At 36.3% G+C, this 14,273-nt stretch carries 7 protein-coding genes; all 7 read right to left on the bottom strand.

Features of this window, described 5'->3' with window-relative positions; translation table 11 throughout:
- Window positions 1–30 precede the first annotated feature (30 nt).
- On the bottom strand, window positions 31–915 hold the full coding sequence (locus tag NU08_RS09810; protein ID WP_129746957.1) for a sugar phosphate isomerase/epimerase family protein: 885 nt from the start codon (window positions 913–915) through the stop codon (window positions 31–33).
- Between the two features lie 93 nt (window positions 916–1,008).
- Window positions 1,009–2,154, bottom strand: coding sequence for a sialidase family protein (locus NU08_RS09805; RefSeq protein ID WP_129746956.1), 1,146 nt, complete (start codon window positions 2,152–2,154; stop codon window positions 1,009–1,011).
- 143 nt (window positions 2,155–2,297) lie between these two features.
- Complete coding sequence (locus tag NU08_RS09800) at window positions 2,298–5,048, bottom strand: glycoside hydrolase family 78 protein (protein ID WP_129746955.1); 2,751 nt, start codon at window positions 5,046–5,048, stop codon at window positions 2,298–2,300.
- Between the two features lie 259 nt (window positions 5,049–5,307).
- Complete coding sequence (locus tag NU08_RS09795; protein ID WP_129746954.1) at window positions 5,308–6,876, bottom strand: MGH1-like glycoside hydrolase domain-containing protein; 1,569 nt, start codon at window positions 6,874–6,876, stop codon at window positions 5,308–5,310.
- A gap of 189 nt (window positions 6,877–7,065) precedes the next feature.
- Complete coding sequence (locus tag NU08_RS09790) at window positions 7,066–9,528, bottom strand: glycosyl hydrolase family 95 catalytic domain-containing protein (RefSeq protein ID WP_129746953.1); 2,463 nt, start codon at window positions 9,526–9,528, stop codon at window positions 7,066–7,068.
- Between the two features lie 374 nt (window positions 9,529–9,902).
- The gene (locus NU08_RS09785; RefSeq protein ID WP_129746952.1) at window positions 9,903–11,321 is read right to left on the bottom strand and encodes an acetylxylan esterase; all 1,419 of its coding nucleotides are present in this window, start codon (window positions 11,319–11,321) and stop codon (window positions 9,903–9,905) included.
- A 130-nt stretch (window positions 11,322–11,451) separates the two neighbouring features.
- Window positions 11,452–14,139 (bottom strand): glycoside hydrolase family 78 protein, encoded by a 2,688-nt coding sequence (locus tag NU08_RS09780; protein ID WP_242502528.1) that lies wholly within the window; start codon window positions 14,137–14,139, stop codon window positions 11,452–11,454.
- Between the last annotated feature and the right edge of the window lie 134 nt (window positions 14,140–14,273).

Genomic DNA, 14,273 nt, shown 5'->3' with positions numbered 1-14,273 from the left:
AAATCTTTTTAATCTGTGGCTAAAAAAAAATTAATTCTGAAAAATCTTTTTTAAGTAAGCCACATTTGCTCCATAATTGGCTTTTACATTATGGACTTGTGTTACGTCGCGAGAACGTTCTACAATAAGCCATCCACTCCATTTCATTTCATCTAATGTCGCTTTGATTTTTGGCATGTCAATCGCTTTGTCATTTTCTAACCAAAACTGATCGGTGTTGGAAGCGTGAATTTGTGCTACATATTTCTTTCCTAATATTTTCAATTCTGATGAAATATCTCTTTTATTATCTAAAGCATTCGCAAAATTGAAAGAGCTTTTTATGTATTTTGACCCCACTTCATCTAAAAGTTTTTTCTCTTCTGTGGCACTTAACGAAGTTTCAATCGCAATTACACCACCTATTTTTCCCACTTCTTTTCCTGCCCATTGCAATCTTTTAATTACTTCTGGACGCAATTCCGGATTTTTAACTAAATCGGTTTGTGTTCCTAATGGAAGATACGCCACTTTTACTTTCATGTTTTTCATCGCCTGAATACAATCCGTAATCATTGGCGTGATTTCTCTTGTGGCAAATGACTGTGCGTAAAATCCAGACATAGCAATCGAACTAATTCCAACTCCTGTTTCTTTTGATTTGTCTAGGAATTTTTGTCTTTCTACAGGATCGCCTAATTTACTATCAAAAGTTGGGCGGTTTCCTAAACCTCCCATATCCAGTTCGATTCCGTCTGCTTTAATTTCAGCAGCCAAACCAAAAGCGCCCAATTTTTGTCTTTTTAAAATCATCCAGTCGCAAACCGCTACTTTATATTTTTGCTTTTTATTGGAAGACTGAGCCGTTGCACAGCTGTTGAATGTCGTTGCTAGAACGACAAGCATTGCAATTAATAAATGTTTTTTAGATTTCATGGTTATATTTTTTTGCCACGAATTGCACAAATTTCCACGAATTAGTTTTTAAAAAATTTGTGAAAATTAGTGAAATTCGTGGCGAACTTTATTTTACTCTTCTTCCGCTTTTACTGCCGTTACCACCTTTCCTTCTTCACCTGGCCAGATTCCATTTTTGATTGGAAGTGCCACTAATTTACTTGGATCGATTTTCACATATTTCAGTTTTTCTCTTCTCCAAGTGTAAACAATATGAACCATACCGTCTGAACTTTGAATCATTGAAGGATAAGAATATTGGCTGATTTTTGAATCTTCTAAAACTAAAGCAGCATTCCAGTGAATTCCGTCTTTTGAAACCGAAACATTCAAAGGCGTTCTTGGACCTTTAGCTTCTTTTCCTGGAGGTAAAACGTGATTGTAAACTAACAAATGTCTGCCGTCTTTAAGTGTTACAGCATCAGTTCCAGAGTTGTTGTTTGGAAGTCCGATTAACTCAACAGCTGACCAGGTTTTTCCGTTATCTTTTGAGAATGTGCTGAAAATCGCTCTGTTTCTGGTTCTTCCGATAGCCTGAATACTTCCATCTTTGTGGAATAAAATACTTGGCTGAATCGCATTAATTTTTTGTTTCCCTCTTGGAAGCGTATCGCCCATTACCCAAGTTTTTCCAAAATCTGGAGTAGATTCCATGCGAAGTCTCCATCCGTCGCCTTCAATACTTGACGGACATAATAAAGTTCCGTTGCTTAATAAAACTGGTTTATTTTTAATTGGCCCTAAGAAACCGTCTGGCATTTTTTTAGCCTCAGACCAAGTTTTTCCGCCATCAGATGAAGTTCTGATTACGCCCCACCATTCTGATGGTTTTGGACCTATTTTGTAGAATAACATTAAATCGCCACCTGGAATCTGATATAAAACAGGGTTCCAAGTTGGCAATCTCGGGCCTTCTTTCATCACTCCATCAGCAACTTTTACTCCTTCGTTCCAAGTATCGCTTCCTTTTGGTTTGATGGCTACATAAATGCAAACGTCAGGGTGCCTTTCGTGTGTTCCCCCAAACCATGAGGCAACTAAATCACCATTTGTAGCTTCAACAATTGTTATCGCGTGACAAGACGGATAAGGCGCTTTATCGTAAACAAATTGATCTACCAAAATTCCTTCTTTCCAAGTCTTTTTCTCTAAAGCCGATTTACAACTTCCTAAAAGGAAAAGTCCAAACAAGACAAATGCTAATTTTGTTATCTTCATTCTTAATTAAATTATGAATTATTTTTTTTGACTATAAATACATACCTAACATTTTTTTAGGTAAAAATATTTAATAAGTGTAAAAATAACACCAAAAAATTAACAATCTATCCTGTACTGTCCCGAATTATTAAAAATGCGGATTATTTAACGTTTATCGCATAATTTCCTGACGAAAGTGTGACAACTATTTTATTTTTTTCTACCGAATAAGTGTAAGAAGTCTTATCCAGCTTCTCTTTATTGATTGAAATGGCTGAAACATTAGTCGCAGGAAGATACACAATTGCAGAAGTATTAGCCGGAATAGTAATATTCCAAACCAATACTTTTTTATCTTTTTTCCAATCGCTTTTAATTGTTCCGTAAATTGATTCGTATGACGCATTTACGTAAGTCAATCCTGCATTAAAATCTGGTTTCATGATGATTTGTTTGAAACCGGGAGTTTCAGGATTGCTTTTAATTCCTGCCATATTTTCGTAATACCAAATCAATAAATCGCCTAAAAGCATGACGTGGTTTTGCGAATTCATTGCAGGATCTGCCGTGTTTCCGTTCCAAAGCTCCCAGATTGTTGTAGCGCCATTTTCGACCATATAACCCCAGCTTGGATAGGTTTTGTTTGATGCTAATTTGAAAGCCAAATCTCCACGACCAAAATTGGTTAATGTTCGCATTAAAAACTGCGTTCCGATAACACCTGTACTTACATGACCGTTTTTAGTAACTTCTACTTCATGTACAAGATTTTCGAAAACCTTTTGTTTTAATACTTCTGGAACCATTCCGAAAGTCAAAGGCAGTAAATTAGCTGTTACGGTATTATTGGCATAATTATTTTTTGATGCATTGAAATATTTAGCGTTGAATGCTTTTTTGATTCTTAAAGCTAACTCATCATAATGTTTAATATCATTTTCTGCATTAGCAATTACTGCAAACTTTTTCATGATATTTAAAAGCTGATAATAAAACGCACTCGAAATCAATTCGCCATCCGTCAAACGAGAAGGATCTTTCGAACGAATTAATTCCAACGATTCTGGAGGAACACACCAATCGCCGTATTTATCTTTGGTCATAATATCATCAACCAAATAATTTTCTTCCATATAATCCATCCATTTTTTCATGTATGGATATTGTTTTTCTACCACTTTTGCATCTCCAAATTGCTGATACAGCATATATGCAACTGTAATATACGTTCCCGGCCAAGTTACATTATCGCCGTAATAACGCCAAAAAGCTGGTGCCACATCTGGAATTCCGCCATCAATAGTTTGTGAATTTTTAATATCATCCAACCATTTTGCGTACAAAGTCTGATTATCAAATAAGAAACTTTCTCCGTAAGCTCCCGTTGTTCTATCTCCCAACCAAGGCTGACGCTCATTTCTTTGCGGACAATCAATTGGCATTCCTTTATAATTACCGCTGATTCCCCACCAAGCATTTTTAAAAATCTGATTCATAGTAGGATTAGAAGAATCGAAAGTTCCTGTTGTTGCAATATCATCATAAACGACTTTTCCAACAAAATTTTCTAAAGTCGGTTTTGTTTTGAAACCCGAAATTTCTACAAATCGAAATCCGTGAAAAATAAAACGAGGTTCCCAAACTTCTTCTCCTTCTCCTTTTAACGTATAAATATCAGTCGTTTTCGCATCACGAAGATTGGCAATATACAACGAACCATCTGGTTGTAACGATTCAGCAAATTTCATCGTGATTTTGTTGCCAGCGTTTCCTTTTACTTTCAACTGTAACCAGCCCACCATATTTTGCCCCATATCCAAGATATAAGTTCCTTTTGGTGTTTGTTTGATCGAAATCGGTTTTACTTCACGTTTAATCTTCATATTCGCCGACATCTGTCCTTCGTAGAATCCGCCTGGTTCTTGAACGTATCTGGCATTTATCCAGTTTTTATCATCAAAATTGGTCGTGCTCCAGCCTTTCATTTCTTTGCGGGCGTCATATTCTTCTCCATCGTATTCGTTATTCGATAAAATCGGTCCGTCGGTTGTGATTTTCCAAGTATCATCAGTTCTGATAACGTCTTTGCTTCCATCGGTATATTCTACAAATAATTGAAGAGCCATTTTCGGCAAACCAAATGACTTAATTTTATAGGGTTTATAATCTTGGCGCATGGCAAAAAAACGTCCGTTCCCTAAAATCGTTCCCAACATATTTTTGCCTTCTTTCAATTGCGAAGTCACATCAAAAACATTGTATTTTACATTTTTAGTATAATCCGTAGGAACGGGTGCCAAAACCTGATCGCCAATTTTACTCCCATTAATGTACAACTCATACAAGCCCATTCCCATGATATAGACTTTGGCGCTTTTAACTTGTTTTTTCAAGTTGATTTCTTTTCTCAGATAACGCGCTGACAATTTTGAATACTGCGAAATACTGTCATCATTCGATAATTTTTCATAACCAATCCAGCGTGTCGATTTCCAGTCGGCATAAGTTAAAATTCCGATACTGAAATGTGCCGTTTCTTTTGATTGAATTTCTCCTTTATTGGTAAAAACCGTTACTTTCCAATAAACGTCTTGTCGATCTTTTAGTTTTTTTCCGTTATAAATCACATTGACAGAAGCATCACTTTGCACTTTTCCGCTGTCCCATAAATCTCCGTTTCCTGCATTTAATTTCTCTAAACTTGATGAAGCAGTAATCTGATATGAAGTTTGTTTTACATGGTTTATATCTGCTTTAATTTTCCAGCTTAATCTTGGCTGTAAAACATCAATTCCTTCCGGATTGGTCAGCATTTCGCATTTTAAATCACTTACAATGATTTTGGTTTGGGCTTTCGCCGAAATGGTAAAAAGTGAAATGATTAATGTAAGATGTAAAAAAAACTTTTTCATGGTATTACTTTTTAAGCTTTTGGCTTTATTTTTTTCTCCCGCAGATTTTGCTGATTGAGCAGATTATTTTTGCTTTAATTTAAAATCTCCCCAATCACCAAAATCTGCGAGAGTAAATTCTGTACTCATTTTTGTCATTTCGACGTAAGGAGAAATCTTCGCAAGAAACTCCACAATCAAAATCGACAATCTTTGTCGAGCTACTAACGGAGATTTCTCCTTACGTCGAAATGACAAACAAGACGGTTAAGCATTGATTTTATTCTGAAATAACTCGCTCTAATTTCTCAGAAAACGCAATTTCCTTTCCATTTTTAAAGATTCTAAAACCTTTTCCTTTTTTATATTTTTCTCCTGTTTTATCCCAAAGAATGGTAATAATATTTCCGTGATACAGAACATTATCCAAACAAAACCAATCCCATTTTTCTTGTGGAATCAACGGATTTACTTCAATCTTTTCATCTGCTCTCGGACGTAAACCAACCAAACCTGTAATCACCAAATCATTGAAAGTCGAATGATTATAATAACGGCTTCTTTCTCTATCGCCCATTAACCAATACCCTGTTGTTTCGTCTAAATATTCGCCAAGATAAGGTTTACCTCTGTAATACTGCGACTGAACATACAATTCCATCTGCTTGAAATAATCGGTTTTACCAACATAATTCTGATTGTAATTATTCAAAACATTCGCCAAAGCGGTTAACGTCTGCGAACTCGCAAATGGCCAAATTGCACCGTCCCATTCACAGGTTCCTGTTCCGTGTGTTCTAAATCTCGGACTTCTTCTTTCTGCCGTTGTTAATCCAAACGGAGCCGAAAATCCTTTTTCATCTTTAATTTGCTCCCAAGCTTTTTCAAAACCTTTTCCTTTTTCAGGAAGATTAAAATACCATGGAATAAATCCGATGGCTTCGCGAACTTGAGCTAATGTATCTTTTTGTGTCAAAGTTTCAAAAAACTCACTTTTAGAATTCCATAATTTCGTTTGTATTGATTGTTGTAGAACAGAAGCTAAAGCTTTATATACGGTTTCCGCAACCTTATCGCCTTTCATTTCAGCCATTTTAGAAATCGCTACAGCATTTCCGTACATATAACTGTTAATCGTTGGTCTTGCATTTTGCACTTTTCGTCCACCACTTAAGGATTCTTCCATTCCGTCCTTTACATCATGTTGCCAAAACAAACCATCTTTACGCTGACGGTCTTTTACCCAAACAGCATAATCGGCAACCATGTCCGGGTACAAATCCAATAAGAACTTTTCATCTTTATTCACCAAATAACGATTGTATAAAGCATCGGCTGTCCAACTGCTAAACTTATACAATTTATTCATCGGTTTTCCATCATTTCCTCGATACCAGATTTTCACATCCTGCTCAATATATTTCGGATCATGAACCCATCGGAATTCATTGATATGATGCCCCAAAGCACAGCTGATCATATTGTATTTGTCGGCATAAGAACGGTCTACCAAAAACTCGGTAATCGCAAATCCTTGCGGCGTATTTTTAATATGTTTACGAACGCTCCACCATCTGAAATAATAAATTTCCTCGAAATTCTGCTGTGGACATTCAAACAACGGAATATTCTTTTCCATCCAAGTCCACGCACTGTCGTTTGGAATTGCAAACTTCAAATTTTCATCTTCCATCGTGTTGAAATAATCCACATAATGTTTGAAGTTTTTTTCTTTTAAAATAACTGCTTTTCTACTTTGAGAATGCTTCGCAGTCGATTTACAACCGCTACTTATACAAGCAATTACTATTGAAAGTGTTATTATTTTATGTTTGAAATTTGTCAACATTATTCTGTTTTTTATTTTATTCTTTTCACACAATCTTGTCATTTCGACGAAGGAGAAATCTCCGCAAGTAACTCCGTAAAGTGAGTCTCCAATCTTTGTCGAATTTCTAACGAAGATTTCTCCTTCGTCGAAATGACAAATATGGCGTGCTATTATATTTTCTTAAATCACTTATATGGTTCAAAATTTTTAATTCCCAGTAAAAGTATAAGTCTGTCCCGCTTTCATATTTATATCATAAATATTGTAATTCGGCAATTGTACTTTAGGCAATTTTGCTTCCTTAGAAATAATTGGTTTCTTTACTTCAACATCGTAAAACAACGGATTTGAATTTTTCCCTTTTGCTTTTTTGTTTAAAGAACCTTTCAATGTATTCTCAACTTTCAATCGGCAGTTTCCTCCAATTTTCGAATAGATTTTAAGCGTCGAAACTTTATTGTTCTTCCAAGTCATATCGATTACGAAACCGCCTCTTGCTACTAAACCTTTTATGCTTCCGTCTTTCCAAACCGTTGGCAAAGCAGGCAATAAATGAATGGCATCTTCCTGACTCTGCATCAGCATTTCAGCAAAACCAGCCGTGCATCCAAAATTACCATCAATTTGGAACGGCTGATGCGCATCTAACATATTCGGATACGTTCCACCACCTTTTCTTTGATCTGCCGTAACTAAATGCAATTGATCCTGAATCAATTTATAAGCGTGATTTCCGTCTAACAATCTTGCCCATAAATTCACTTTCCATCCCATTGACCAGCCAGTAGATTCGTCTGTTCTATAAATCAATGATTGTTTCGCAGCTTCAAATAATTCTGGTGTTTTGATTGGCGAAATCTGATTACTTGGATACAATCCGTACAAATGCGAAACGTGTCTGTGATTGTCTTTCGGATTGTCCCAATCGTCCTGCCATTCTTGTAACTGATTGTGTTTTCCCACTTTCATTGGAGGCATTTTTGCCAAAGCATCGCTTACTTTTTTTATATAAGATGCATCTGGAGAAACCAATTCCGAAGCTTCGATAACATGCGTAAACAAATCGAAAACAAGCTGATTATCCATTGTTGTTCCCGATGCAATTGTTGCTTTTCCTGTTCCACCAGCGTGTGTGTTTTCAGGAGAACTTGACGGAACAACAACCAAATATCCTGTGTTTGGATCCACAATCATAAAATCCAAAAAGAAATCAGCAGCCCCTTTCATGATGGGGTAAATTTCTGCTAAATACTTTTTATCTCCTGTATATAAATATCTTTCCCATAAATCCTGACAAACCCAAGCACCGCCTGTCGGCCACATTCCCGAAGCAGCTGAATCTACTGGAGCGGTTACACGCCAAATATCGGTATTGTGGTGTAAAACCCAACCGCTGGCATTATACATTGTTTTTGCTGTTTCTGCACCAGTTACAGCTAACTCTTTTGCCATTTGTACAAAAGGTTCGTGCATTTCCTGCAAATTGGTTACTTGTGCCGGCCAGTAATTCATTTCGGCATTGATGTTTGTCGTGTATTTACTGTCCCAAGGCGGAGTGACCATATCGTTCCAAATTCCTTGCAAATTCGCTGGCTGACCGCCTGGCTGTGAACTCGAAATCAAAAGATAACGTCCGAATTGGAAATATAGCGAAGCCAACTGCGGATCGAATTGTTTCGAAAAATCTCTGATTCTTTCGTTTGTTGGTTTCTTTGTCAATTCGTTTGAACCTAAATCTAAAACCACTCTGTTGAAGAATTTTTGATAATAATCAACGTGGGCTTTCTTTATTGTTTCAAAATCTTTTGTTTCTGCTTTCGCTAAATAATCTTTGCTTTTTGCAATTTCATCTCCAGAAATGTCTTTATAGTTTTTGAAATTCGTTGCAATGGAAATATACAATGTCACTTCATCAGCTTTGTAGATACTTAAAACACCGTTGCTGGCTTCGATTTGGCCGCCTTTATTTTTAGCTGTCAGTCTTCCTTGGAATTTTACTTTTCCTTTTACGCCTTCAAAGTTAGTTCCAACTCCAGAAAGTATGATCTGGTTTCCTTCTGTCGAAGCGACTGTTTTATCAATCGGACTGTTCATGAAAACGTTACACGTAATCTGTCCCGGCTGACTTGCAGTAAGTTTTACCACAATAACCTGATCTGAAAATGCGGTTAGAATTTCTCTTGTAAACTCAACACCATTTACTTTGTATTTTACTTTTGCCGTAGCATTGCTGATGTCTAAATCTCGGTAATAATCGGTATATTTTTGATGTCCGTTGAATGAAATATAAACGCTTCCAAAAGTCTGATACGGCATTCCGTCATTCGTCTGCGACATAATATCTTGAGTAGCCAAATCCTGCGCTTCATCAAATTTTCCGTCAAAAATTAACTGACGAACAATTGGCAGCGCTTTAATAGATTTATTATGTGCATTGCTGTTTGGAGAACCTGCCCAGATGGTTTCTTCGTTCAATTGCAAACGTTCAACTGCTGGATCGCCAAAAACCATTGCGCCCAAACGTCCGTTACCCAAAGGCAAAGCTTCGTTCCAGATAGATGCAGGTTTATCGTACCAAAGTTTTAGGTCGTTGTTGTTTTGCGCTATTGTGTTTTGTAAAACAAATAACGAAAGACCTAGAAAAACAATTATTTTATTTTTAAACTTCATATTTTATACTTTATGGGCAAAACCCGAATTGTTTTTTTAACCACAAATTTCACAAATTAGCACAAATTTTCTTGAGTTACGAGAGCGCGTGAGGGATAGAAGCTGGCTACCGAAGTAGCGCGGATAGTCCGACACGATTTGAGAAAGGGGGCGAAATAAACGGTTACAAAAGTGCCCACTTTTTCAAATTGGGTCACGCCCAAATATCATTTCTTAACTTCATAATTTTTTTCGCCACAAATTCACGAATTTTCTCTAATTATTCTTTGCGCTTTATTTCTCTAATTTTTACCGAAAGCTTTAATTCGATTAATTTGACACAAAAATTGCATATCCATTATAAAAAATAATTCGTGAAATTCGTGGCTATAAATCTATTTTTTAACCTCGTAAACTTTCAGATTTTTTTCTCCGAACATTTCGTATAATTTGTTAATGTCTTTCAATGCATTTTTTGGTAAATTTTCTGCTTTATTACCAAAAACATATAATTTATCATAAGGTTCAATTACGCAAGTCGATTCGTCAATTTCGCCTTTTTCGTTCCTCACTTTATTCAAATCTAAATTTAAATATTTCGCCATAAACGGATACAAAGCCATACGTTTTGAGATTCCGAAATCATGTCCTTCTTTTGCAAAATGGGCATTCTCTACTAAATCTTTCTTTCCGTACAATTCGTATGTTCTTTGGATAAAAGGAAATTCCAGTTCAGGAACCGCCAATGTCCAGTCTTTTCCATCCGAAACAATCAATTGCGTTTTTGGTGCCATCATCGCTGAGATTTCGGCATTATTTGTTCCGTTTCCGCAAAGGTGAATTCCACGTCCGCTTTCGCATGGACAACCGCCTGAAAAGTGCGAGGAAACCATCACGACCGGAGCTGAAACTTTTACTCTATCATCAATTGCTGCCAAAAACATCGTATGTGAACCTCCGCCAGAACCACCCGTAACGCCAACTCTCGACATATCAGCATTTTTTACGGTTGACAAATAATCCAATAAACGAATTCCTGTCAACAATTGGACTGTCGATGCAATACTATTTCTATGCGTTTCTTCAGGAAACTGCAATAACGATTCTCCCCAAGCAAATAAATCATACCCGACTACAATTGCGCCCATTTTTGCCATCATGGCACAACGGTATTGCTCGTCTTTTCTGTATCTTCCGTCTCCGAAATGCCCGTCTGGCGTGATAATTACAGCCGACTTTTTATTTAGCGGATACGGTTTGTAAATCGATCCTGTGGCATAAACTCCCGGAAGAATTTCCAAAGCAATATTTTCTACACTATAGTCTTTGTAAATTCTTTTTGGAGTCAAAAGTGGTTTAGACTTTGGTGTTGGGGGTGCCTTGTCTAAACCAAATGAGGTTATCATACAAGCTTTTAACTCCGTTTTGCGTTTCTCCCATTCTTCTTTGGTCGAATAAAGGCTTTCTAAATAAAACAAGCGTTCTTTTCCTTTATCTACCGAAACTTTATGGTTTTCATACTTGCGTATAATGTAGGTTCCATCGGGTTGTTTAAAATACATCAATTCAAACGGCGCTAAAATATTAGTCAGCGAAAGTGGCAGATTTCCGGGTTCAATTCTCCAATCGGCATAGTCCAGTTCTTTTCCTTTTAATAAACCTCTGTCATCGTTGATGGTTACGTTAAAAACAGTTTCTATTTTTTTCAGTGTTTCTGATACTGGCTTTCTAAAATTCGTATCAGAAGTACTTTGCGCATTGGCAAATGTCAAAGCAAAAATGGAAACTAAGAAGATGTATTTTATTTTTTTCATTTTGATATAATTCAACACATTTTTTGAATTGCCTCCTGCTTTAGCTGGAGGTAATTGATTTCTCTATTTTTTTCGAGCTTAATTGCAATTCATAACTCATAACTCATAACTCATAACTCATAACTCATAATTACAATTGACATTCTATTGTATAAATTCCCGATCCTAATTCTAAAACAGGCTTTTGTGCCTTTTCATCAAAACCTGTCCTAAATCTTTTACCATCCATTTTTATCTCTGAATTTTTAGCAACAGGCAATTTTACTGTTGCTGTTGTATTTACCGGAATCTGAACTGTCAAAATAAACTTGCCGTCTTTCTTTTCCCAAGAAGAAGCGATTTTTCCGTAAACCGATTGATAATCCGCTTTCGCGAAAGTCATATCGCCCACCACTTCTGGCTGAATAAAGAAATGTTTGAAACCCGGTTTTTCAGGATCTGATTTGATTCCGGCTAAACTTTGGTAAAACCATTCTTCGATTTGCCCTAACATAAAGTGATTCCATGAATTTCCTTTTCTAGGATCCCATTGTTCGGTTAAAGTGGTCAAGCCAAATTTAATCTGAAAACCATAACCCGGCGCATCGTAATGATTATGCATTCTAAACATGGTTTCGTTTTCTCCATTTTGTGCCAGAGTTTGAAATAAATAACGATTTCCAACATCTCCCGTTGTCAAACGATCGCCTTTTTCTTTGATATCGGCTAAAAGATTTTGCATTACCGCTTCTTTAAATTGCGGTTCTACAATATCCATAAAAATCGGAACAGCATTGCTAAACTGACTATTCGTTCCGTATTGCTTGGTTTCTTCGTTGAAAAACTCCTTGTTGAAAGCCGTTTTAATCTCTAAAGCTAAAGCATTGTATTTCTCGAAATCTTCGGTTTTACCTAATAATTTCCCTGCTTTAGCAGTCAAATATGCTCCATAATAATAATGAGAAGTTGCAGAAAGTGCAATCGGACTATTTTTAGAATATCCAGCAGGATGTGTTCCGTAATCGTACCAATCGCCTAATCCGTGCGAAACGATATGGTTTGTCGCTTTAGTTCCTAGATAATCCACATAGTTTTTCATTACAGGAAAATATTTTTCTAATAATGAAGCATCTCCGTAATATTCATAATACATCCAAGGCAAAATCACGCCTGTAACGCCCCATTCTGGAGAATCGGTAAAATCGCCACCAAAAATTACATATTCAGGGACTATTGTCGGAATTAAACCATTTTCTCTTTGTGAATCAGAAATATTCTGCATCATTGCAGGAAGGAAATTCTGAAGGTTATAATTGAACATTAAACCCGGGCCATTCAATTGAATTTCTTCCAGCCAGCCTAACTTTTCACGTTGCGGACAATCGGTAAAAACGCTTTGGAAATTACTTTTTATAGAGTTGTTTATCAGTTCGTGTGTTTTATTGAAAATCTCATTCGAACATGAAAAACTTCCCGCTTCTCCAGCCGAATTGTAAATGAAATTCGATTTTAAATCTACCAATGTTGGAAGATCTTTATTCTTATCTTCTTTGTAATTAATGTTTTCAATCTGAACATATTGATAACCGTAGAAACTGAATTTTGGCGTCCATTCTTCAACTCCATCGCCTTTTAAAGTATAATCGTAGTAATATGGTTTTCCAGATCTTCCTTGCGCAATTGTACCTTCTTCATTTAATCCTTCTGCAACCCAGACACGAATCGTTTGTCCCCTTTTTCCTTTTACTTTGATGGTTGGAAATCCCGAAAGATTCTGTCCCATATCAAAAACGTAGAAATTGGGTTTCAGTTCTTTTACGGATTTCACTTCGTATTGTTTCTGAATCGTAACAGGCGGAGCAGTCTGTGGTCTTAAAACTCCTTTTGGTGCTTCCTGAATGACTACTTTTTTCCAATCTCTATCTTTGAAACCTTTTTTATTCCAATCCTTTTGTTCTAGGTTCGAATTGTAATCTTCTCCTCCAAAAATGCTGTTGTACGTAATCGGACTTTTACTGTATTTCCAAGTTCTATCTGACTTTACAATTTCTTCCGAACCATCATTGTATTTGATTTTCATCTTAAAGAATAAAGTCGGCGGACCAAAACTCACGAAGAATTTGGTATATCTTTCAGCCAAAGTATTGTACATTCCGTTTCCTAACAGAACGCCAATTACGTTATCACCTTTTTGAAAATCTTTGGCACTTAATTCGTAAACATTGTAGTTAACTGTTTTATCGTAATCTGTCCACAGAGGAGCAAATTGGCTGTTCCCAACTTTTTTACCATTGATAGTCAATTCGTAATGTCCTAAACCTGAAATATAAACAACGGCCTGTTTGACTTCTTTTTCTACTTCGAAAGGTTTGCGAAGCATGATACTTCTTCTGGAAAGAGAATCAGAAGCGTTGATAATCGAATCTTTCTTTTCTCTTTTATAAGTTGCACTATGAAAGTTTCTACCTTCCGGTAAATGACTGTCAGCTTTTGCAATTGCACCAATCCAAGTTGGATTTAGATCTGATTCCAACGGCGCCGTTCTAAAAGAAGCGTTTTTACTCCATTTTGAAACTTTTCCTGATTGATTCCAAACTTTGACTTTCCAGAAATATTTGGTTTCGCTTTTTAATGGTTTTCCGCTATAAACAATGTGCAAGTTTTTATCGGAATTTACTCTTCCGGTATTCCAAATGTCTCCATCGTCATTGTTTAGTTTTTCTTCAGAAGAAGCTACTAAAATCAAATAAGCAATTTGTGATGCATCTGATTCTTTTGAAATCAACTGCCAGCTTAATCTCGGCTGATTCTCTACAACTGCTAATGGATTTTCAGCCATTTCTGTTGTTAGGCGCACAGGCAGAATTTGTCCTTTAGAAACTAGAGTTACTAAGAGGAATGCGGTTATTATTATGCTTTTGAAAAACTTCACTTTTATATTTTTTTTCGCCACGAATTCACGAATTAACTCTA

The sequence above is a fragment of the Flavobacterium anhuiense genome (assembly GCF_004151235.1).
GTDB classification, from domain to species: Bacteria; Bacteroidota; Bacteroidia; order Flavobacteriales; family Flavobacteriaceae; genus Flavobacterium; species Flavobacterium anhuiense_A.
The sequence above is the reverse complement of the archived record's forward strand: the minus strand, read 5'-3'. Positions and strand labels throughout refer to the sequence as shown.

Excerpts from the sequence above, each read along its gene's own strand:
- NU08_RS09795 (WP_129746954.1), bottom strand. The coding sequence starts at position 6,876 with ATGTTGACAAATTTCAAACATAAAATAATAACACTTTCAATAGTAATT.
- NU08_RS09800 (WP_129746955.1), bottom strand. The coding sequence starts at position 5,048 with ATGAAAAAGTTTTTTTTACATCTTACATTAATCATTTCACTTTTTACC.
- NU08_RS09780 (WP_242502528.1), bottom strand. The coding sequence starts at position 14,139 with ATGGCTGAAAATCCATTAGCAGTTGTAGAGAATCAGCCGAGATTAAGC.
- NU08_RS09790 (WP_129746953.1), bottom strand. The coding sequence starts at position 9,528 with ATGAAGTTTAAAAATAAAATAATTGTTTTTCTAGGTCTTTCGTTATTT.
- NU08_RS09805 (WP_129746956.1), bottom strand. The coding sequence starts at position 2,154 with ATGAAGATAACAAAATTAGCATTTGTCTTGTTTGGACTTTTCCTTTTA.
- NU08_RS09785 (WP_129746952.1), bottom strand. The coding sequence starts at position 11,321 with ATGAAAAAAATAAAATACATCTTCTTAGTTTCCATTTTTGCTTTGACA.
- NU08_RS09810 (WP_129746957.1), bottom strand. The coding sequence starts at position 915 with ATGAAATCTAAAAAACATTTATTAATTGCAATGCTTGTCGTTCTAGCA.